23 protein-coding genes are annotated in these 22,111 nt (G+C 43.7%); 5 read left to right on the top strand and 18 right to left on the bottom strand.

Annotated elements, in window-relative coordinates:
- Positions 1-81 precede the first annotated feature (81 nt).
- A complete protein-coding gene (locus tag K9H14_02425; protein MCG9479049.1) occupies positions 82-729 on the top strand; it encodes a biotin--[acetyl-CoA-carboxylase] ligase in 648 nt (215 codons plus the stop codon).
- Here K9H14_02425 and K9H14_02420 read toward each other — a convergent pair.
- Genes K9H14_02420 through K9H14_02410 form a run of 3 tightly spaced genes read right to left on the bottom strand, consistent with a single transcriptional unit; the run spans position 718 to position 3,882 of the window.
- On the bottom strand, positions 718-1,914 hold the full coding sequence (locus tag K9H14_02420; protein ID MCG9479048.1) for an FAD-binding protein: 1,197 nt from the start codon (positions 1,912-1,914) through the stop codon (positions 718-720). The two genes, K9H14_02425 and K9H14_02420, sit on opposite strands and share 12 nt — an antisense overlap.
- 9 nt (positions 1,915-1,923) lie before the next feature.
- Positions 1,924-2,715, bottom strand: coding sequence for an electron transfer flavoprotein subunit beta/FixA family protein (locus K9H14_02415; protein ID MCG9479047.1), 792 nt, complete (start codon positions 2,713-2,715; stop codon positions 1,924-1,926).
- 18 nt (positions 2,716-2,733) lie between these two features.
- Positions 2,734-3,882: an acyl-CoA dehydrogenase family protein gene (locus tag K9H14_02410; GenBank protein ID MCG9479046.1), complete on the bottom strand. Its 1,149-nt coding sequence runs from the start codon at positions 3,880-3,882 to the stop codon at positions 2,734-2,736.
- Positions 3,883-4,027: 145 nt separating this feature from the next.
- Here K9H14_02410 and K9H14_02405 point away from each other — a divergent pair, with 145 nt between their 5' ends.
- Genes K9H14_02405 through accC form a run of 3 tightly spaced genes read left to right on the top strand, consistent with a single transcriptional unit; the run spans position 4,028 to position 7,716 of the window.
- Positions 4,028-4,585 carry a biotin transporter BioY gene (locus K9H14_02405; protein MCG9479045.1) on the top strand — a complete coding sequence of 186 codons (558 nt, stop codon included), beginning with the start codon at positions 4,028-4,030 and terminating at the stop codon, positions 4,583-4,585.
- 1 nt (position 4,586) lies between these two features.
- The gene (locus tag K9H14_02400) at positions 4,587-6,374 is read left to right on the top strand and encodes a hypothetical protein (GenBank protein ID MCG9479044.1); all 1,788 of its coding nucleotides are present in this window, start codon (positions 4,587-4,589) and stop codon (positions 6,372-6,374) included.
- A 1-nt stretch (position 6,375) separates the two neighbouring features.
- Entirely contained in the window at positions 6,376-7,716 is a 1,341-nt protein-coding gene (gene accC, locus K9H14_02395; GenBank protein MCG9479043.1) for an acetyl-CoA carboxylase biotin carboxylase subunit, read from the top strand.
- On the opposite strand, the gene K9H14_02390 is transcribed toward accC, so the two are convergent.
- Positions 7,713-7,946, bottom strand: coding sequence for a ferrous iron transport protein A (locus tag K9H14_02390; GenBank protein MCG9479042.1), 234 nt, complete (start codon positions 7,944-7,946; stop codon positions 7,713-7,715). The two genes, accC and K9H14_02390, sit on opposite strands and share 4 nt — an antisense overlap.
- Before the next feature lie 145 nt (positions 7,947-8,091).
- On the opposite strand from K9H14_02390, the gene K9H14_02385 reads away from it, so the two are divergent.
- Complete coding sequence (locus tag K9H14_02385) at positions 8,092-8,625, top strand: methylenetetrahydrofolate reductase C-terminal domain-containing protein (GenBank protein ID MCG9479041.1); 534 nt, start codon at positions 8,092-8,094, stop codon at positions 8,623-8,625.
- On the opposite strand, the gene K9H14_02380 is transcribed toward K9H14_02385, so the two are convergent.
- From K9H14_02380 to greA, 14 genes are all read right to left on the bottom strand, one after another.
- On the bottom strand, positions 8,622-9,431 hold the full coding sequence (locus tag K9H14_02380; protein MCG9479040.1) for a thermonuclease family protein: 810 nt from the start codon (positions 9,429-9,431) through the stop codon (positions 8,622-8,624). The genes K9H14_02385 and K9H14_02380 overlap by 4 nt on opposite strands.
- Positions 9,403-9,921 carry an NYN domain-containing protein gene (locus tag K9H14_02375; protein MCG9479039.1) on the bottom strand — a complete coding sequence of 173 codons (519 nt, stop codon included), beginning with the start codon at positions 9,919-9,921 and terminating at the stop codon, positions 9,403-9,405. The genes K9H14_02380 and K9H14_02375 overlap by 29 nt, the downstream gene beginning before the upstream one ends.
- A complete protein-coding gene (gene rlmB / locus K9H14_02370) occupies positions 9,918-10,694 on the bottom strand; it encodes a 23S rRNA (guanosine(2251)-2'-O)-methyltransferase RlmB (protein ID MCG9479038.1) in 777 nt (258 codons plus the stop codon). Before rlmB ends, K9H14_02375 begins: the two co-directional genes overlap by 4 nt.
- 2 nt (positions 10,695-10,696) lie before the next feature.
- Positions 10,697-11,290 (bottom strand): nitroreductase family protein, encoded by a 594-nt coding sequence (locus tag K9H14_02365; protein ID MCG9479037.1) that lies wholly within the window; start codon positions 11,288-11,290, stop codon positions 10,697-10,699.
- Complete coding sequence (gene cysS, locus K9H14_02360) at positions 11,265-12,740, bottom strand: cysteine--tRNA ligase (GenBank protein ID MCG9479036.1); 1,476 nt, start codon at positions 12,738-12,740, stop codon at positions 11,265-11,267. Before cysS ends, K9H14_02365 begins: the two co-directional genes overlap by 26 nt.
- On the bottom strand, positions 12,733-13,401 hold the full coding sequence (gene cysE / locus K9H14_02355; GenBank protein MCG9479035.1) for a serine O-acetyltransferase: 669 nt from the start codon (positions 13,399-13,401) through the stop codon (positions 12,733-12,735). The genes cysS and cysE overlap by 8 nt, the downstream gene beginning before the upstream one ends.
- Before the next feature lie 191 nt (positions 13,402-13,592).
- On the bottom strand, positions 13,593-14,060 hold the full coding sequence (gene ispF / locus K9H14_02350; GenBank protein MCG9479034.1) for a 2-C-methyl-D-erythritol 2,4-cyclodiphosphate synthase: 468 nt from the start codon (positions 14,058-14,060) through the stop codon (positions 13,593-13,595).
- 12 nt (positions 14,061-14,072) lie between these two features.
- Positions 14,073-14,786, bottom strand: a complete 714-nt coding sequence (gene ispD / locus K9H14_02345) for a 2-C-methyl-D-erythritol 4-phosphate cytidylyltransferase (GenBank protein MCG9479033.1) — start codon at positions 14,784-14,786, stop codon at positions 14,073-14,075.
- Between the two features lie 37 nt (positions 14,787-14,823).
- The gene (gene disA / locus K9H14_02340; GenBank protein ID MCG9479032.1) at positions 14,824-15,933 is read right to left on the bottom strand and encodes a DNA integrity scanning diadenylate cyclase DisA; all 1,110 of its coding nucleotides are present in this window, start codon (positions 15,931-15,933) and stop codon (positions 14,824-14,826) included.
- A 3-nt stretch (positions 15,934-15,936) separates the two neighbouring features.
- Positions 15,937-18,402 carry an ATP-dependent Clp protease ATP-binding subunit gene (locus K9H14_02335; protein MCG9479031.1) on the bottom strand — a complete coding sequence of 822 codons (2,466 nt, stop codon included), beginning with the start codon at positions 18,400-18,402 and terminating at the stop codon, positions 15,937-15,939.
- 1 nt (position 18,403) lies between these two features.
- On the bottom strand, positions 18,404-19,468 hold the full coding sequence (locus K9H14_02330; protein ID MCG9479030.1) for a hypothetical protein: 1,065 nt from the start codon (positions 19,466-19,468) through the stop codon (positions 18,404-18,406).
- Positions 19,465-20,007, bottom strand: coding sequence for a UvrB/UvrC motif-containing protein (locus K9H14_02325; protein ID MCG9479029.1), 543 nt, complete (start codon positions 20,005-20,007; stop codon positions 19,465-19,467). The genes K9H14_02330 and K9H14_02325 overlap by 4 nt, the downstream gene beginning before the upstream one ends.
- 55 nt (positions 20,008-20,062) lie before the next feature.
- A complete protein-coding gene (gene lysS / locus K9H14_02320) occupies positions 20,063-21,586 on the bottom strand; it encodes a lysine--tRNA ligase (protein ID MCG9479028.1) in 1,524 nt (507 codons plus the stop codon).
- 35 nt (positions 21,587-21,621) lie between these two features.
- Entirely contained in the window at positions 21,622-22,089 is a 468-nt protein-coding gene (gene greA / locus K9H14_02315; GenBank protein ID MCG9479027.1) for a transcription elongation factor GreA, read from the bottom strand.
- Positions 22,090-22,111: the final 22 nt, after the last annotated feature.

Genomic DNA, 22,111 nt, shown 5'->3' with positions numbered 1-22,111 from the left:
CTTAAATTGCCCTGATTTGTTAAACTGTTACCCCTTCAAGTATACTATTTTTAACCTATGTTAAAAAAACATATATTTTTTATGAATGATTTTAATTTAACATTATATAAAAAAAATTTGAATACGGTGCAGCTGGGAAAACCAATCCTGTATTTTAACTTTGTTGATTCCACCAACAGCTATGCTGCCCAACTGGAGAAAATAACTGACAGCATTGCTCCGGGAACAGTGCTGCTGGCTGACATTCAGACCAGGGGCAGAGGCAAGCTGGAAGCCGAGTGGGTCTCTCCTGCAGGAGGACTTTACTTTACCCTGGCGGTTAAAAAAGAACTTAAACATAGAGACCTGCCAAAGATGACCCTGATTGCTGCCTATGCAGCCGCCCGGGCCGTCAATGCCCTCTATAAGCTGCAGGTAGCCATAAAGTGGCCCAATGACCTGTACTGTAAAGGCAAGAAGCTGGCAGGGATATTAACCGAAACTGAAAATGGCAGCCAAATTGGTTATATAAATATCGGAACAGGTATAAATGTTAATACCCATCTATCCGATTTAAAAAAATATGGTCACCAGTCCACCTCTATAAGCCAGCAGCTAAACAAGAAGGTGGCAAGGGAAAAACTGCTTGCAGAGATAATAAATAATTTTGAACAGGTTTATTTTAATTTTCTAAAAACAAAGGATTTTGCAGCCCTGTTTGAAAAGATAGAAACAATTCTAATCTATTAAAGGTCCCCCCTGCTTAATTCTGGAAATCAGTTTGGGCACTATCTCCAGCACATCCCCCACAATACCGTAATTGGCAACCTTGAAAATTGGAGCCTGGCTGTCCTTGTTAATGGCTACTATAATATCAGAGGTCTGCATGCCTGCCAGATGCTGTATGGCTCCGGATATGCCGCAGGCAATATACAGCTTGGGGTTAACCGTTTTGCCGGTCTGGCCCACCTGATGGGGGTAGGATACCCAGCCTGCATCCACTGCCGCCCTGGAAGCAGCCACTGTGCCTCCCAGAAGGTCCGCCAGCTGCCTGAGCAGAGAAAAATTATCACTTTTTCCCATTCCCCTGCCGCCGGATACTATTACATCATAATCGGAAAGGTTGATATCTTCACCCACCCCATAGTCTGTATCAATAAACCGGTAACCGCTGGTGAAATTGTCCGGTTTGATATCCATATATTCTATATCCGGCTCCATCTCCGCAGAGATTTTCTTCTTCTCAAATACATGAGGGCGTACCGTAGCCATCTGCGGCCGGGAGTTCTTGCAGACAATAGTGGCCAAGACATTTCCACCAAAAGTAGGCCTGGTCTGCTCCAGAAGCCTGCTTTCCTTATCCACTTTTAACCCGGTGCAGTCGGCAGTAAGTCCAGTTTTAAGCATGGCTGCCAGCCGGGGTACCACTGTCCTGCCAGAAGGGGTAGCTGCCGCCAGAAAAATTTCCGGTTTTTTTTCTTCAATCAGTATGGCCAGAGCCTGGCTGTATATGTCATCAAGATTATGCTCAAAAAGACTGTGGCCAAAAACATAGGCCTTGTCCGCTCCAAAACTGAAAGTTTTCTTGACCTCTTCTTCTTCAACTTGGCCTATGCATACCGCAGATATGGTGGTATCCAGGTCACGGTTAAGCTGGTAAGCTTCGCTGAGAAGCTCCAGGCCGGCATCATTTATTTTCCCCTGGCTGCTTTCCACATACACCATAATCCCCCTGTAATCAGAAAAATCCTGGACCGGCTTGACCTCAGCCATTTCTATAGCCTCAAATTCGCAGGCTTCCACACAGGCACCGCACAATATGCAGTTGTCATTAATTTCTGCTATCTTGTCTTTTATCTCTATAGCTTCATACAGGCAGGCTCTCAAGCAGAGCCCGCATCCGGTACATTTATCTTTTAGAACTTTTATATCCATTAGAGCCCCCTAAATCCTGTTCAGCGTTTTCAGTTTTTCAAATAATTTTTCTACCTGTTCCTGGGGAGAACCTTCCAGCATCATAACTTCATGTTGGGCCTGGGGTATAAATACCTTAACCACCTGAGTATAGGAGCCGGATAAACCCACCTGTTCCGGGCTCAGGCCCAGATGCTCCCTGTCCCACACAGGTATCCGGGCTTTATTTGCTTTCATTTTGCCCCTCAGGGATGGTACCCTGGGTTCATTTATTTCCTTTAAGACCGAGATAGCTGCCGGAAGATTTACTTCCACTGTCTCATACCGGTCTTCCATAAGTCTCTTTAGCCTTACCCGGGTTTTATTTATATCCACTATGTGGCTGACATAGCCCACAAAGGGAATCCCCAGGGTCTGAGCATACTCGGGCCCCACCTGTCCGGTATCCCCGTCCAGGGTCTGTTTGCCAAATACGGTAAGGGCCACATCCCCTATTTTTTTAGCAGCGGCAGCCAGTGTCTGGGCGGTAGCCCAGGTATCAGCTCCTGCAAAATCACGGTCTGAAAGCAGCACCGCTTCATCCATGCCTAAAGATATGGCATCCTTTAGTATCTGGGCTGCCTGAGGCGGACCCATGGTCAGGGCCATGCACTGGGTTATAAAATCCTGATTTTCTTTAAGCCTTGCCCCTTCCTCTAAAGCATAACTGTCAAATGGATTAATGATATTTTCAATCCCCTCCCTGATCAGGGTATTGGTCCTGGGATCAATTTTGATATCGGTGGTACCGGGTACCTGTTTTATACATACTAAAACCTTAATCTCTATCACCTCTCTGTTTTAAAATCCCTTTTTAATTAAATCAAGGGCTATTACATCCCTCTGTATCTGATTCGTTCCTTCATATATCTGCAGTATCTTGGCATCCCTCATCATTTTTTCCACCGGGTATTCCTTCATATAACCATAACCGCCAAATACCTGCACCGCATCAGTAGTTACCTTCATGGCTACATCGGATGCAAACAGCTTGGCCATGGAAGATATCCTGGAAATATCCTTTTGCTGCCTGTCTACCACTCTGGCTGCCTGGTATACCAGATTTCTGGCTGCCTCTACCTGGGTAGCCATATCTGCCAGCAAATGCCTTATAGCCTGAAAGGTGGAAATGGAAACCGAAAACTGCTTTCTGATTTTGGAATAGGCCAGGGCTTCTTCCAGGGCTCCCTGAGCCAGCCCCACCCCCTGGGCCCCTACTGCCGGACGGGATTTATCCAGGGTTTTCATGGCTACCAGAAATCCCATTCCTTCCCTGCCTATAAGGTTTTCTTTGGGTACTTTGCAGTTGTTGAATATAAGTTCCCTGGTAGCTGAGGCCCTTATGCCCATCTTATTTTCCTTTTTTCCAAATTCAAATCCTTCAGTGCCTTTCTCTACAATAAAAGCAGATGCTCCCCTGCTTCCCTTTGAGGGGTCGGTCATGGCAAATACGGTATATATGTCCGCTTCTCCCCCATTGGTAATCCACTGCTTGGTCCCATTGAGGACATAATAGCTTCCTTCAGCCTGTGCCCTGGTTTTAATCCCCCCGGCATCGCTACCGGCTTCCGGTTCGGTTAAACCAAAGGCGGCCAGCTTCTTTCCCGAAGCCAGAGAGGGAAGATACTTTTCTTTCTGCTTCTGGCTTCCCGAAATAATTATGGGCAGAAAACCCAGGCCGCTGGCCGCATATGAAGTAGCCACGCTTAAATCACCCCGGCTGAGCTCTTCGGTAGCCAGGCAAACTTCAAAAATGCCTGTGCCCATACCATCATATTCTTCGGGTATAAATAACCGGAATAAATCTGCCTGCCCTATTTCTGCTAATATATCTGAAGGAAAGATTTGGTTCTCATCCAACTCAGACCTTACCGGCTTTATTTTCTTCTCAGTTATCTGCCTGCAAATATCCACAATCATCTGCTGCTCTTCGGTTAAAAAATAATCCATAAGTTCTCCCGGATTTTTTCTTTTTATAGTTGGTTAAAAAGACGGCCGTAAGCCTCATTAGTTTCAAAATAGTCTTCTTTTATTGAAACTTTAACTGTCCGGTTCCGTCTTTTTTCAAAACAGCACCCTTAAAAGGAGGAGGTTTATGGAAGTAGCAGAAAAAGCAAAAATAAAAATTGTATTTACCATTGGTTTTGCCCTGATGATGGCAGTAGGGGCAAACTGTTTTTTTTATCTTCCCTTCACCCCGGTCCCCTTCACCCTTCAGGTATTGACCGTACTTCTGGGGGCCATTGTTCTAGGATTTCCCTATTCCTTTTATTCCCAGTTAATTTATCTGTCCCTAGGGTTTATGGGGATGGGAGTATTTGCAGGCTTTAAAAATGCCTACATTGCTCTTGCCGGTCCTACTGCCGGCTATATAATGGGATTTCTGGCAGCTTCTTTCGTATCCAGCTATATCTACACCAAAACCGGAGGAAGGAAAGGATTGATTCTGTCCCTGTCTGCCGGACTGCTGTCCATATATATTCTGGGCTACGGACATATGCTGATATATTTCTGGGGACCGGACGCCCTGAGCCTAAAGGCAGTGGCCACTACCTTTAAGCTGGCTGTAGCCCCCTTTATAGTTGCTGATATAATAAAAGTGCTGCTGGTGGCAAACATTGTTAACCGGTGGTCAACCGGAGGAAATAGCTGACATGAAAAAAATAGCAGTAAATGATCTCACCTTAAGGGATATATTCCAGAACAGCTCCCTGCACACACTGGATATGCAGGTACTGGACAATATACTTGAAAATTACCCCTCAACAGGCTTTAACAGCGTAGAGGTCCTGGGCGGGTCAACCTTTGAGAATATGCTGGAAAATTATTTTTACAAATCACCCTTCCAGATTTGTTCCTATATAAACAAGATGGCCCCCTCATTAAAGCTTCAGGTACAGATAGGGGCCAGAAACCTGGTAGGTGAAGACCTATACCCTAAAGATATAATAGACCGGTTTATAAGCCAGTGTATAGAAAATGGCATAGAGTCTTTCAGGGTCTACGATGCCTTAAATGACTTAAATGATATAGAATATACCGCCAAAAGGATACTGGATTGCGGGGCCGGCCTGCAGGGAACCATAATTTATGATTACAGCCGTCCTATAGAATATTATAATAATAAAGTAAGTCAGCTGACAGACATGGGCTGCAGCAGTATCTGCATAAAAGATGTGGAATCCACTCTTTTCCCCTCCAGAACAGCAGAACTGTTCAAATCCATAACTTCCTTAACCAGCATCCCCATATTTATAAGCGGCTACAATATGAGGGGAATCCAAATATTAAATTATTTTCAGGCTTGCCTGAATGGAGGCGGAGGGGTTGATTTAAGCTTTTTACCCTCCTCATATCAAGACTCCAGCCCCACCATCTTTGCATTCCTTTTAAGCCTCAGGCAGACAGGATTATCCCACAACCTTGACTGGACCAGGCTTATCCAGGTTTTTGAGAATGTAAAAAAGAATATATACCCTTACCTTAACCAGAGTTCTTTTTCAGATTCTTATGTACTTTCGGAACCGGACCACAGCCTGCTGCCCAAGTGGCTTATCAGCGCTATAAGCAGGCAGCTTAAAGAAATTGGGGAAGTGGAAAAGGCAGATAAGGTTATTGAGGAAATCATAAGGATAAAACAAGAGCTGGGCAATCCTTCCCTGGCTACCCCTATAGGGCAGATAATAGCCAGCCAGGCCATTTTAAATACAGTAATATCCGATAAGAGATGGGAAATTGCCTCTGATGAAATTAAAAAATTTTTAAACGGCTACTATGGGCTTCCGCCCCAGGATATGGACAGTGACTTAAAAGAAAAAATACTCAGGGGTGCAAAAGGCAGCCAGCAGTGGGAACAGCCGCCGGTAGACCTGTACCAGCAGTGTGAAAATGAACTGAAAAATATTACCGGCAAGCAGGAACATGTTCTAAGCTACTGTTTTTTTCCGGAAAAAACAGTAGCTTTCCTTAACAAGAAACAGGGGAAAACCGGGGAGGTTGGCAAGAAAAAAGCCGGTGATTACAGCCTGGATAGATTAAATATGAAAAAACTCAGAGAAATAACCGATCTGGTGGAAACCTCCAACATAGAAAACATAGATTTTGAAGTAGATGGGGTAAAAATATCCATAAATAAAAGTTCCTCCAAAGCAGAACCCGAAACAGCTGCCCGGGACCAGAAGCCCCGGTACGAAGAAGACATGATAGAGGTAAAATCCCCCATAGTGGGAACCCTTTACCGTTCACCTTCCCCTGACTCACCTGCCTTTGTTCAAGAAGGACAGCCGGTAAAAAAAGGTGATACCCTGTGTATAATTGAAGCCATGAAGCTTATGAATAAAATAACTGCTGATTATGACGGAACTATAGAAAGGATTCTGGCGAAAAATGAACAGCCGGTAGAATTTGAGCAAACCATAATGGTAATCAGGAAGGGGCAGTAATTTGTTTAAAAGAGTCCTGGTGGCCAACCGGGGGGAAATAGCCATAAGAATAATCAGGGCCTGCAAAGAACTGGGACTGGAAACAGTAGCAGTGTATTCTACTGCAGACCGGGATTCCATCCATACCAGGATTGCTGACCGCAGCATATGCATTGGCCCCCCTCCGCCTCAGAAGAGTTACCTGGATATTAAAAACATTATTTCTGCTGCAGAAATCACCAGCTGTGATGCCCTTCATCCCGGCTATGGTTTTTTATCTGAAAACCAGTCACTGGTAGATGCCTGCAACCAGAATGACCTAACCTTTATCGGTCCTCCAAAGCAGGCCATTATGCTGGCCGGCAATAAATCCAGGGCAATAGAAGTAATGAAGGAAAACAGGATTCCGGTAATACCCGGCTCGTCAGGCAACGTTACTGATACCAGGCAGGCAGCAAAGATTGCCGCCAGAGTAGGTTACCCCCTGATAATAAAAGCCAGCTTCGGCGGGGGCGGAAAAGGCATGCGGATCTGCAATAATAAAAAAGAGCTTTTAGAATATTTCCCGGTCGCTATTTCCGAATCCAGATCATCGTTTGGCACCGGAGAAGTCTACATAGAGAAATATATCCCCAGACCGCGGCATATTGAATTTCAGATTATTGCCGACAACTACGGCCATATCTCATGCGTGGGGGAAAGGGAATGTTCCATACAGAGAAGACACCAGAAATTGATAGAAGAAGCGCCCTCAACAGCCCTGTCTGCCAGAGACCGCAGAGTAATGTCGGAAGTGGCCATAAAAGCAGCCCGGTGCATTGATTACCAGAACCTGGGAACCATAGAATTCCTGCTGGACAGTCATAACAATTTCTATTTTATAGAGATAAACACCAGGATACAGGTTGAGCATCCGGTAACCGAAATGGTAACCGGTATGGATCTTGTTAAACAGCAGATTAAACTGGCTGCCGGGGAAAAGCTTAAGCCAAGGAATAACCAGCTGGACCGGGGAAACAGCATAGAATTCAGGATAAATGCAGAAGATCCCGATAAGAATTTTTCGCCTTCGCCCGGCAAAATAACCGACTATTACCTGCCGGGAGGTCCGGGAATCAGGGTGGATACATTTATACATTCAAATTACACCATATCCCCTTTTTATGATTCACTGATAGCCAAACTCATAGTTTGGGGAAATGACCGCACCGAAGCCATTGCCAGATCAAAAAGAGCTTTGGAAGAATTTAAGGTGGAAGGAATAAAAACCACCATACCGTTTTATAAGAAAGTGCTGGAAAATAAAAAATTTGTTGAAGGCAAAATACATACCCACTTCATTGAAGAAGAACTGGGAGTTTAGTCAACCATTATTTTGGAAGCTACTCCCCTGCCTATAGCCAGACGGTAATTCCTGACTGCAAGTATCACCGGCCCCAGCATGTTTCTGCTTACTACCTTTACCTTGGTGCCGGGCACCAGGCCCATATCCGCCAGTTTCCTTCTTATTCCATAGCCACCGGCTATATTTACTATGGTCATCTCAATATTTGGTTTTACCGATGCCAGCGGCATCAGATTTTTCTCTTCCATAATTTAGGCATGCTTAACTTTTTTTATTAGTTTATACTGTTTTATCCAAATGTCAATAATCAGGCCTGGTTGACATCAATTTCAAATTAGAATAACATTTACTCAACTATTTAACTATTTGTTTATGCTTGCAAGGAGAGTATAAATGGCTTCCAACACCGAAATTAAAGAGTTTAAACCACAGCCTAAAAAATTTCTGCATCTAAGATGTATGTACAGAATGCTTTTTTTCCTGGAAGAAAAGCTAAAAGAATTAATGTTTGACTGCAGATCATGCGGGCAGTGCATTTTATCCACTACCGGGTTTGTATGCCCCATGAGATGCCCCAAAGAACTTCGAAACGGCCCCTGCGGAGGTTCCCAGGATGGCCAGTGTGAGGTAGACAGCGGCAAGAGATGCGTATGGAACGAAATTTTTGAAGGAACCGAGGCCCTGAACCGGATAAAAATGCTTTACGGATTTCAGGTACCTACCGACAAACAGCTTAAGGACACCTCGGCAGTGGTAAATTATGCTGACCAGCGCATAGAAGGCATGAAGCTTGCCCTGCCCGACAAGGGAAATATACTGGGCCAGCTACTCAGGATACTTTTCCGTATAATCAGGATAAGGTGGAGAAAGCTGATACATCCTTCCAGGTACTGGTTTAAATATGAGTCCCACTACAAGGGAGCCTAATAACTGTAAATATCAACCAGCAGGCCCTCGGTGTTTCTCAGGTACAGGGTGTCCCCGCTATTATTCCATATGGGGGTATCACTTCCCCAGAACAGCTTGCCTTCCCCCTGGTTTCCCTTTCCGCTGTATATAAATACCTTTTCTCCCCTGTCAAGCAGCAGACGGGGAAATTTAAAGATATTGGTGCCGCTGTCCTTAATGGTATAGCCGGATAAGTCCACCGGCTCATCGGAGGTGCTGGTAATTACTACATATTCTTCGTTTATGTTTTCATTATCGTTTCCCGGAGCATCATAATTTATGGATATTTCCAGAGAGACATCTGTTTTTTGCCATAATCCCAGATTGTTTTTTTGGGCATGGCTCTGAGCCTCCACTAACAGCTGCTGGTACATTACATCCGGAGGATAGGTATAAGCATGGGCAAACCCCCTTTTAACCATCTCCAGATTTACAAACAGGTCGCCAACATAGACATATCTCAGCCATCTTCCATACTGGTCAGTTTCAGATACATCCCTCTCCAGGGTCAGCTGCTGTCCACCCACCATGGCTTTAAGTACTTGCCTGGATTCCTGGTAAAAATACTGGCCTTTTTCCGGGGTATTGATTCCAATAAGCCTGACCCTTTTACCGTTTTTGACTATCAGTGTATCGCCGTCAATTACTTTAGAAACTTCATATAGACCATCATGGCTGTTCCCGGCCGGCTGTTCTGCATTATAGGCCAGCCCGCATGATGATAAGAGCAGTACTATCAGTAATAGAGGTATTATGCTAATTATTCCTGATTTTAGTGAAGTCATCCAGAGCCTTTTTACTTAATCTGGTACCCAGGTTATAAAAGGAGCTTTCGGATTTTCTGTTTATCTCTTTTACTTCTCTCCTCAACTCTGATTTAAACTGATTTAGCTGCAGCCCGAACTCACGGGATGATATCCGGTATATGTTTTTTTTAAATATCACTTTCTGCTGCAGGTAATCGGAGGTAACTACAAATATTTTGCTGTGGGTTCTGTCCCGGTTAACCATTTCTTCTATTACCGTATCCGCAGTCTCGCCCCGTTTGGAATAGATAACCTTAATCTTATCAAAAGCATGGGTAGTCCTGCCGGAATTGTTGCTGTGCCTGGCATCAAATACCACTACTACTCCCCGGCCTCTGGCTTCACTATAGCCGGCAAGGTCATTAATCAGCCGGTCACGGTAGAAGGCCAGACGGTCATTATCCATCCCCTGCTCCGGGACGAAATTAAATATAAAATTGTATCCGTCAACTATTATCAGCTCGTTCATGATTTTAACCCTTTATAAATCCAATACATTATTATGCCACTAGCCACAGATACATTCAAAGACTGGATATTTTGGCTCATATCAATCCTTACCAGGTAATCACACTTTTTGGCTATAAGAGCACTTATCCCCTTAAATTCACTACCCATCACCATAACCAGGGGAAAATTTAAGGGAGCTTTCTGTATGCTTTCCGCATTCTCAACCTGGGAACCGTATACCCAGAACTGGTTATCCTTTAATTTCTCCATAGTCCGGGCAAGATTGGTAACCCTGAAAACCCTGACCTTTTCCAGGGCGCCGGCAGAGGTCTTGGCCACTCTCTGGTTTACCTGCACACTCCTGTTTTTTGCAACTATTATGCCGTCAGCCCCAAAAGCGCTGCAGTTCCTTAAAACGGAGCCAAAATTGCCCACATCGGTTACCCCGTCAAGCATAATTAAAAAACTCTTACCGGTTGTCTGTGAGTTTAAATAATGATCCAGATCATAGTAGTTGTAGGGAGAAACCTCCAGGATGATACCCTGGGCTGATTCCAGATCCAGCCGGCTTAAATGCGGTTCAAAATAGCTATCAAAGCGGTGTCCGTCCTGCTCTATGACTTGTACATTTTTTTTACGGCACAGATCGGTTATGGACTTGATAATGGGGGATCTTTTTTTATTCTTCTTTATAAACAGCTTATATATTTTCCGGTTGCCGGCATTGGTATCAAGTACTGCCATTACTGCATTATTACCGTAAACATACTCCCTGTTTCTGTCCCTGGCCATAATCAGTACCGGTTATGTTGCATTATAGCTTTCAGATGTCTTTTGGGAACATGCAGCCTGCCCCTGGAATCCTGGTAGTATTTTATAGAGTCTGACTCTGCATCTTCGGCCACCGGCTTCTCTGCCGGATAGCCTAAAGCTATTACCAGCTCAACTTTCCGGTTAGAAGGCAGATTAACAATTTCGCCTATCTTCTCCTTGTCGCAGGCCCCTATTATGCAGCTGCCTATGCCTTGTTCTGCTGCCGCCAGTATAAGGTTTTCAACCGCCAGGCCCATGTCAACTAAATAATAGTCAGATCTGGCAATTTCCTGATTAACCACCACTGCCACATAGGCCGTAGGCCGCTGACCGGCTGGCGGCGTACCCTCGGGCTGAATATAGCCTGCCCATGTGGTAAGCGGGAAAATATTTTCTGTCTGGTCTTTATCATCTACCACTACATATTCTAAAGGCTGTACATTGGCCGCGCTGGGTGCCAGCCTGGCCGCATTTACCACCTCCGCCAATATTTTCATATCTATGGGCTGTGGTAAAAATTTTCTGATGCTGCGGCGATTTATTATTAAATTATAGGTGGCTTTCTTCATTTTCATATCTGTATATGGTTCCTTCTTTCCTGTCCTCTAAAATTATCCCTTGGCCTGCTAAAAGCTGCCTGATTCTGTCTGCCTCCTGATAATCCCTGCCGGCCCTGGCCTGGTTCCTCTTATCAATAAGCTTTTTGATTTCATCCTCGCTTATGGCCTGCTGCTGGCTGCCTGATTCTATTTCTTCCTCCAGGTTGAAACCTAAAACTTTGGCCAGCTCGATTATCCGGCTGTAGGCCAACTGAAGCCCTTGTTTAAACTTTTGGCTATTCTTGAATTCCGGGTCCTGTATAACCATATTTATATTCTTGACCATTTCAAAGATATCTCCAATGGCCCCGGCTGAATTAAAATCATCATTCATGATCTGGGTAAACCGTTCTGTACCTCTATCGGCAATATCCTTAAGCCTTGACCTATCTGTTTTTTGGCCTTCTTTCTCTAACTGCTCATCCATTAAGAATTTCATATTCCTTAAAGCGCTGGCAATCCTGGAAACCGCTTTTTTTGCTTCCTGCAGCTTTTCTTCACTAAACTCAAGCGGGCTGCGGTAGTGAGTGGACAACATATACATCTTAATCATATTATGGTTGTATTGTTTAAGCAGGTTTTTAAGGATCCAGTTTTTCTTCAATCCGCTGGACTTCGACATTTTTTCGTCTTTTACCTCAATCATTCCGTTATGCATCCAGTACCTCACAAACTGTTTCTGCCGGGGGTGAGCAGCTTCTGACTGGGCAATCTCATTTTCATGATGAGGAAATACCAGGTCCAGACCTCCCCCGTGTATGTCTATGGGGTTGCCAAGTAAATCTGTGGACATGGCCGAGCACTCAATATGCCACCCGGGCCTACCACTTCCCCAGGGGCTTTCCCAGCTGGGCTCTCCGGGCTTGGCCTTTTTCCACAGGGTAAAATCCACCCTGTTTTTCTTTCCTGTTTCCTGGCCATCATCCTGGCTTTGCATCTCTTCGGTCCGCTGTCCGCTGAGTTTCCCGTAACCGGAAAACTTGCCTACCTCAAAATAAACATTCCCATCAGCCACATATCCATACCCGTTTTCAATTATGGCCTGGATGGTATCTATTATCTGGCCGATCATATCAGTGGCCAGCGGCATATGGCTGAAGGGACCTACTTTAAGGTTATCAATATCTTCTAAAAAAGCTTCTATGTACCTTTGGGTTATCTGCTTATAGCTTACCTGTTCCTGGTTGGCTTTATTTATTATCTTATCTTCAATATCGGTAATATTCTGTACAAAATCAACCATATAACCCCGGTATTCCAGGTAATTTTTTACCATATTGAACACCACTATGGGGCGGGAGTTTCCAATGGATATATAATTATATACGGTAGGTCCGCATACATACATACTTACTTTCTGCTTTTTGGCCGGAATAAATTCTTCTTTCTTTCTGGTAAGTGTATTATAGACCTTGAGCTTATCCATCTTCCTGTTTTCCCTTTCCTTTTTTTACTTTTTTAAGCTCTTGTTCCAAAAAGCTTATCCTTGCACAGCAGTCACTAAGCAATTCATTTACCGGATCCGGCAGCTTCATCCGGTGAAATTCATCGGAGAGCACCTTCTCTCCGCCGACTTTTACTATCCTCCCCGGAACTCCTACTACCGTACATCTTTCCGGAACCGGGTTGATAACTACTGCCTGTGCTCCAATTATGGCTTCATTGCCTATATTTATAGAGCCAAGCACCTTGGCTCCCGCGGATATGACTACCCCGTTACCGATAGTGGGGTGCCTCTTTCCCTTTTCCTTGCCAGTGCCGCCCAAAGTAACTCCCTGGTATATGGTAACGTCATCACCTATTTCTGTGGTCTCGCCGATGACTACTCCCATCCCGTGATCTATGAACAGCTTCCTGCCGATTTTAGCTGCCGGGTGTATTTCAATTCCGGTAAAAAAACGGCTGACCTGGGAAAACCAGCGGGGTAAAAACGGAATCTTTTTTATGTACAGCCAATGGGCAATCCGGTGGCTTACCACCGCATGAAGTCCGGAATAAGTAGCAATAATCTCCAGGCTGCTTACTGCGGCCGGATCGCGCTCTTTGGCTACCTTTACCTGTTCCCTAATTTCACCGATTAGTCCCATTAGCTTCTATTATCCTTTTCTAAAACTTACTTAAAAACATAACCTGGCCCTTAATTACTACAACAGGGCCTGCAAACTATATTATCAGGTTTGGGCCCGGTTTTAAATCATTTATAATTATCTATCCTTTTTACTTAAAAATCAGTTCCATATATCAATGGATTATAAAAACTAACCATCATAAAACCCTGCTAGGTCAGCAGAGCCACACTCTGGGCAGCAATACCCAGTTCCTGCCCACAAAAGCCAAGACCCTCGGTGGTGGTGGCTTTAACCCCTACCGCACCAGTATCCAGGCCCAGAACCCCGGCCATATTTTCTTTCATCTGCGGTATATAGGGAGCAAGTTTTGGCTTCTGAGCGATAATAGTAGAATCAATATTTACCACTGCCAGCCCATTTTTTAAAATCAACTGTTTTACCCTGGCCAGCAGCTTTAGACTGGATATACCCTTATACTCCATATCGCTGTCCGGAAAATGAACCCCTATATCTGCAAGACCGGCTGCTCCCAGCAGGGCATCCATTACCGCATGCACCAGCACATCGGCATCGGAGTGGCCGCCCAATCCCAGGTGATACTCTATTTCCACGCCTCCCAGAATGAGTTTTCTGCCTTCTTTTAGCCGGTGAACATCGTATCCTGTTCCTACCCTCAATTCTGCTCCTTCCTATCTTCTGTCTTTCCTGCTCATTATCAGCTCCGCTAGAAATAAATCAGTAGGAGTGGTTATTTTAATATTTTCATGCCTTCCCCGGAATATCTTAACCTTGTAGCCCACCAGTTCCACCAGCCCTGCATCATCGGTTCCGGTAAATTTGGATTCTATAGCCTGTTTATGGGCCGCCATAAGGGTTTGGTAAAAAAAAACCTGGGGTGTCTGCGCATGCCATACCAGATCCCGCTGTATGGTCTTTTCAATTATATCATTATCTTTAATCTTCTTAATGGTCTCATAAGCGGGAGCAGCCATTATTACCCCCTGTATATCCGGATCCTTCTGGTTGGATGATTGAAGGCTGGTTACAATTTTATCCACCTCATCCGCTGTTACCAGGGGCCTTACTCCATCATGTACCGATACAATGCTGGTAGTCTCGGGAAGGCTCTTTAATGCCCTGTAAACCGATTGCTGGCGGGTACTTCCTCCAAGCACTACTTTCATTATTTTACTGTACTTGTATTTATTGATAATATTTTTGGTGCAAAAATCCAGGTACTCTTTGGGAACCACCAGATAAATTTGGTCTATTTTAGAGGCTTTTTGGAAAGTTTCCAGAGTATGGGCTACTATGGGTTTTCCATACAGGTTTAAAAATTGTTTACTGACATTGCTTTTTAACCTGGTACCTTTACCAGCAGCAGTAATTATGGCAACATTCATATAAAAGGTCTCTGTTTAATAAATAAAAATGTTTATATCACAAATTAAGTTTTTGTACTACCCCTCCCCTTAAATTATAAGGTTCATTATACAGATAATATTCAGAGAACTTCTTCAGCTTATCATAAAGGGACTTAGCTCTTATCTTGCCCATACCATTAACTTCTATCAAATCATCAATGCCGGCAGCCATAATATTGCTCAGATTACCAAATCTTTCCATTAGGTTATTTAATACAGTCTGGGGCAGCCTCCTGGCTTCGGTAACTATTCTGATTCCCAGGGGATGGACATTAAATTCCCTGAGGTTGCCTTCAGGTTCATATCCAATAATTCTAGCTATCCGGTCCAGGTCCAGCAACTCCTCAGCAGAAAGAGAATTTATCTGATCCTTAATCTGGGAAGCAGTCTCTTCTTTCTTGGGATGAGAATAGTCTTTGATAATCTTGATGCTGTCATCAACCACATTGGCCATTAACTCTTCCACCTGCATTTTTAGAAGCCTGCCATCTGCCCCCAGCTCATAAATATATTTCCTTACCTCTTTTTCCGTCTTCTGGACAATTGCTGATCTCTGTAACACGCTAACCGCATCAAATAAGGTAACCAGATCTTCCAGTTCCCTGATAGTGAGGTTGAAGGTGAGCTGATCCAGGCCTTTCTTATATTTTTCCAGGGTCTGCAGAGCCTGGTTGGCCTTGGAAAGAACCACTCTGGGCTCTTCCAGCATATACTTTATATTATCTATATAAAGGGTTACGATATCCCTTTTCTGGGATAAAGAAATAACCAGGTTTTTGGTCTGCTTGGCTACCCTCTCTGCTGTCCGGTGCCTGGTTCCAGTTTCTGAAGTCTCGATATCCGGCCTGGGAAACAGGTGGGTATTAGCATAAAGAATTTTCTTGGCATCAGAAGATAAAATTATAGCCCCGTCCATCTTGGCCAGTTCATAAAACTTGGCAGGAGAAAATATGGTGCCAATATAAAAACCGCCATTTACCAGCTTGAGCACCTCATCCGAGTCGCCAACCACCACCAGGGCTCCGGTTTTAGCCTGAAGTATGTATTCAATCCCAGTCCTTAGCTCGGTACCCGGAGATACCCTTTTAAGGCTCTCCAGCAATAATTTTTCTTCTTCTTTGTCCATCTTCTACACTTTTAGCATGCTGCCGTTAACTTTTTTTATATCAAATATCATCTTCCCGTCTTCAGCGCTTACCCTTATAAACTGCCCGCTCTTTATTTCTTCATTAATTATCTTCTCGGATATCGGGTCCTCTATCAGGTTCTGTATGCACCTGCGCATAGGCCTTGCCCCCATTTTTTCATCATAGCCTTTTTCCATCAGCAGCTTTTTGGCGCTTTCCTGAATTTCTATCATGATGCCCTGCAGCTCCAGTTGCTGGGCCAGCCGGGAAACCATAAGGTCTATAATGCTGTAAATTTGTTCTTTTTCCAGCTTGTGGAACACTATTACTTCATCTACACGGTTCAAAAATTCAGGTCTGAAGGCCTGTTTTAATTCACTCATTACTTTATCTTTTATTTCATTATAGGAAAGTTCCCTATTATCTGAAGCCTTAAAGCCCAGGGGAGTATTCTTTTGAATTTCCCTGGCCCCCAGGTTGGAAGTCATAATAATTACTGTATTCTTGAAATCAACCCTTCTTCCCTGTGAATCGGTCAGGTGGCCGTCTTCAAATATCTGCAACAGTATATTGAATACATCGGGATGAGCCTTCTCTATCTCATCCAGTAATATTACGCTGTAGGGCCTTCTCCTGATAGCCTCGGTCAACTGTCCTCCCTCATCATATCCTACATATCCCGGAGGAGAACCCACCAGCTTGGACACAGAGTGCTTTTCCATATACTCGGACATATCTATCTGTATAAGCGCTTCTTCCTTATCAAACAGGAACTGGGCAATGGTTTTGGCCAGCTCTGTCTTTCCCACGCCAGAGGGACCCAGAAACATAAAGGAACCAATAGGTCTCTTGGGGTCCTTCAGTCCTGACCTGGTCCGCCTGATAGCCTTAGAAACAGTTTTAATAGCTTCATCCTGGCCTACCACCCTCCGGTGCAGTTCTTTTTCCATATTCATAAGCTTCCTGGACTCACTGGAGGTTAGCTTGTATACCGGCACTCCAGTCCAGCTGGACAAAACTTCAGCTATTTCATTATCATCTACCACAATCTTTTCGCTATCGCTGCCGCGTTTATTTCTCTCTTCAATCTCTCTTTTTTCCTTGGTAAGCTGTTTTTCCTTATCCCTCAGCTGGGCTGCTCTTTCAAAGTCCTGGGACTTTATGGCATCATCCTTTTCATTTATTACCCTGCCGATATCCTTATTTATCTCTTTTATATCCGGCGGAGTAACCAGGGACCTTATTCTTACCCTGGAAGCTGCCTCATCTATTAAATCTATAGCCTTATCCGGCAGAAACCTGTCGGATATGTATCTCTGCGAAAGTTTGGCTGCGCTGGACACTGCATTATCAGTGATAGTAAGGTTATGGAAAGATTCATATCTTTTCTTCAATCCATTAAGTATCTCTATGGTTTCAAACACACTGGGCTCATCTACATGTATGGGCTGAAACCTTCTTTCCAGCGCCTTATCCTTTTCTACATATTTTCTGTATTCACTGTTGGTGGTAGCGCCAATAGTCTGGATTTCTCCCCGGGCAAGCATGGGCTTAAGTATGCTGGCCGCATCTATTGCTCCCTCGGCCGCTCCTGCCCCCACCAGGGTATGTACCTCATCAATAAACAGGATTACATCACCATCTTCTTTTATTTCTGCCAGGACCTTCTTGAGCCTCTCCTCAAAATCGCCCCGGTACCTTGAGCCTGCCACCAGGGAACCAAGATCAAGGGTAAATATTTTTTTACCCTGTAAATTTGCAGGAACTGACTGGGCTACTATCTGCTGGGCCAGGCCTTCCACTATGGCTGTCTTGCCTACCCCCGATTCACCTATAAGTATAGGATTTTTTTTGGTCCTCCTGGATAATATCTGCATAACCCTTTCAATTTCCTTTTTCCTGCCGATAACCGGGTCAAGTTTTCCTTCCTGGGCCAGCTGGGTAAGGTCCTTGCCGTACTGGCTGAGGGTCTTGAGTACTTTTTTGCTGGTCCGGCTCTGGGACTGGCTATCCTGGCTCTGTGAATAAAACGGATATTTATTAAGTATTTCCTTTACCTTGGCCTTCACTGTTTCCAGAGTGATACCCAGACTGTTTAATACCCTGGCAGCCACTCCTTCCCCTTCCCGGAGTAAACCCAGCAGTATATGCTCGGTGCCGATATAGTTATGGCCCATCTGTAGTGCTTCCCTTAAGGACAGCTCCAGAACCTTTTTGGCTCTGGGGGTAAACGGTATGTGTTCATAAGATTCTGAGCTTCCCTCGGTAACCGAATCATTGACTGCATCTCTGATATCGGATGCAGACACACTCAGGCTTTCTAAAACCTTGGATGCAATGCCTTCTTTTTCATCAACTAAACCTAATAATAGATGCTCGGTTCCTATATAGTTTTGTTTTAGAAATCTTGCTTCGTCCTGGGCCCTGACTACAACTTTTCTGGCCCTTTCTGTAAACCTCTCAAACATATTAATCATTCCCTTTTAAAATTTCTTCTCTCAATATATCTGCCCTAAGGGCATCTACTTGATCTTCCGTATCTTTTTTTTCTCCAATATAATTTTTTATATATGAATTACCAATTATATTAATCAGCCGGTAAAAATCAAATTCCTTCAAATTATACAAAATTTTTAACTTTTTACCCAGCCACACCATGGACAGAAGCTCTATGGCCTCATCAAAGGATAACAACCGGGCATATTTTAATACACCGAATGACCTGTAAATATTATCCACAATACTTACCGGTGTATCCTTGCTCAAGGCTTCCGTCTGCAGGTTTTCTTCTTCAATGATATTTAAACAAATTGCTTCCATTTCTTCAACTGTATCAATATCATTGTTTTTAAGTGAACTTTCCTTGGAAACCAGAAATAAATTCCCCAGTACCTCGGACCCGTCAATATGGTAACCCTGAAGGATGCAGTCCAAATTGTTCAATCTTTTTATAAGGTCATTGATCTTAAAGCTCATAACCAGCGCCGGCAGGTGAACCAGAACCGATACCTCCAGACCTGAACCTACCATGGTGGGACAGGAAGTAAGATAACCCAAATCCGGATCAAAACAAAAACTCAGCTTGTCTTCCAGCTTCTTTTCCAGACCTGATACCCTGCGGTGTATATCCCTTATCCCCCATCCGGGCTTTAAGGCCTGTATTTTGAAATGATCTTCCTCGTTTACCATAACCGAGCTAATCATATTGCTGCCGTTATCGGTCAACCTTACGAACACTCCTCTACCGGTTACTTTGGTAGACATGGGCCTGGTTATAATGTTGCCTTCTATCAGTAATTCTCTCTCTAACCCATTTAGCCGCCTTAAGTCAAAAAAAGCAAACCCGGAAAATTCCTCTATATCGGAAGCAGCAATCCTGGCCAGGGAGAGTATCTTTTTCTTTTCCTGGGGTTTGATGGTCAATCCGAACTTGTAACCAACCAGATTTCTGGATATGCTCACCCTGCTGTATAAGATGGGGCCATTGCCGGCTACCATCTTCCTCTTTTTCAGGTATGTGGTCAGCCCTTTCATTTTTTACTCTTTACATAGAGTCTTTTTTGCAGCCTTTTTATCATATCCCTGAGCTTGGCAGCTTCTTCGAAATTCTCTATAATTACTGCTTCATCAAGCTTTGATTTCAGGTCCTTGATTTTCTTTTCCACTTTATAGGTAAAGCTGGAATTTAAAGGTATTTTACCCCTGTATTCTATGCTGCCGTGAATAGCTTCTAACAGAGGCAGAAATATTTCGCTGAATTCTTTATAGCACTGGGCACATCCTACTTTACCCGTTTTCTTTATAGTGGAAAGATCAATACCGCAATTACTACACTTCGTATCCACTTCAGGACTTTCTTTTAAAGCCCGGAACGGCTTACGGTTTGTATCCTTTTTGCCCTGGGCAAACATTTTGACCAGTATATCTGCCAGACCTTCTAAAATATCCTGTTCCGAGCCCATTGATATCTGCTGGGCGCATTCGGAACAGAGATTGATTTTTTCTATTTCATTGTCAATGATTTTTATTAAATGAACATTGGCTTTATTGATACCGCAGAAGTCACATAACATAATTGCATCACCGATTAAATTATATCATTTCTAATTCTAAATATTAAACAGGTCACTATTCGGATTCCGGCTTCATCAGGGGGAACAGCAATACATCTTTAATAGACTCTGAACCAGTAAGCACCATGGCCAGCCGGTCAATCCCTATTCCTTCACCGCCGGTAGGAGGCATCCCGTATTCCAAAGCCTTTATAAAGTCCTTATCCACCTTGCCGCCCAGCCTTTCTTCCTCATCACTGCTCCGGGCCTGTTTCAAAAACCGGGACAGCTGCTCGGCAGGATCGGTAAGCTCGGTAAAAGCATTGGCTATTTCTTCTCCCCCTATAAATAATTCAAACCTTTCTACCAGCTCCGGGTTGCCGGGATGTTTTTTAGCCAGGGGCGATATCTCTATGGGAAAATCCATAATAAAGGTTGGCTGTACCAGCCTGGGCTCCACCACAGCTTCAAATATCAGGTTTATAATTTTGCCCTTCCCAAAAAACGAAGGTACCTCTTGCCCCTGTTTCTCTGCAATTTTTGCCAGCTGGTCCCTGTCCATGTCAAAACTTACTTCAATATTACCTATCTCTGATATGGCGTCTATCATGCTTATCTTCTTCCATTCACCATCCAGGCTTATATCTTTGCCCCGGTAGCTTATCTCCAAACTTCTCAGTGCCTCACTGGCTACAAATTTTATCAGGTTTTCGGTAAGAGCAGCAAGCTCTCTGTAATTTGAGAATACCTGGTAAAATTCCAGCATGGTAAACTCGGGATTATGCTTATAGGATATTCCTTCGTTTCTAAAATTCCTGTTTATCTCATAAACCTTTTCGAAACCGCCCACTATGAGCCGTTTTAAATAAAGTTCCGGCGCTATCCTTAAATAAAGATCAATATCCAATGCATTATGGTGGGTTACAAAGGGCCTGGCAGTAGCACCTCCCGGAATAGTCTGCAACATGGGTGTTTCTACTTCCAGAAAACCCTTATTATTTAAAAACTCCCTTATTTTTTCTATAATACGTATCCTCTTTACAAAAACTTCTTTTACTTCAGGGTTAACCAGGAAATCAAGGTATCTTTGCCTGTACCTTAACTCTTTATCTTTCAAGCCATGCCATTTCTCCGGTAAAATCCTTATAGATTTGGACAGCAGCTTAAACTGATTTACATTTAGAGACAGCTCTCCGGTTCTGGTTTTAAAAAGATGACCGCTTACCCCTATCCAGTCTCCTATGTCCAGCTGATTAAACTTCTCATACCCTTCATCACCCACTACCTTCAAGCTCAGATACAGCTGCAGTTTATCCCGGGAATCTTTAATATCGGCAAAAGTAGCCTTACCGTGTTTTCTAAACCCGGTAATCCTGCCGGCTACCTGAAATTCCTCTTCGGTTTTTTCTCCCTGTTCCAGACCTGAATATTGTTCTTTTAGATCCCCAATAACAGCACTGGGCCTAAAATCATTACTGTAAAGAATCTCGCCTTTTTGCTTTAGTTTTTTTATCTGTTCTAATTTTAACTGTAAAGGCTCGCTTAAAGGCTGTTCGGTTTCCAGCAAATATTGCTCCTGGGATTTGTTGTTATTGCTCATAAAAATTACCGCCGGCTGTTAGATAATAAAAAGGATTAAACTATATCTACAATCTTAAATTTCTTCTTGTCCTGGGGGGTTTTTACTATAATCTCGTCACCAATTTTTTTATGCAAAAGAGAACTTCCAATAGGGCTCTCGTCTGAAATCTTATTCTTTTCCGGATCTGTCTCTATGGAACTAACTACCTTGTACTTTTTCTCCTTGCCGCTGTCCATATCTTTTAACACTACGGTTGAGCCCAGGTCAACATGTGATCCGCTGTTTTCTCCATTTATAATGACATGATTCTGTAAAATCTCATTTATCTGCTCTATTCTGCCTTCTGTAAACGCCTGCTCATTTTTGGCATATTCGTATTCAGAGTTTTCACTGAGGTCCCCGCCTGACTTCTTTGCATCCCTTAACCTATCAGCAATCTCTTTTCTTTTATTCTTAACCAGGTCATCCAGCTCTTTTAAGAGCATCTCATAACCTTCTCCAGTAAGACGATAAACCTTCATATGGATAATACTCCCAATTTAA

Source organism: Actinomycetes bacterium (genome assembly GCA_022396035.1).
Lineage (GTDB): Bacteria > Actinomycetota > Humimicrobiia > Humimicrobiales > Humimicrobiaceae > Halolacustris.
The sequence above is the reverse complement of the archived record's forward strand: the minus strand, read 5'-3'. Positions and strand labels throughout refer to the sequence as shown.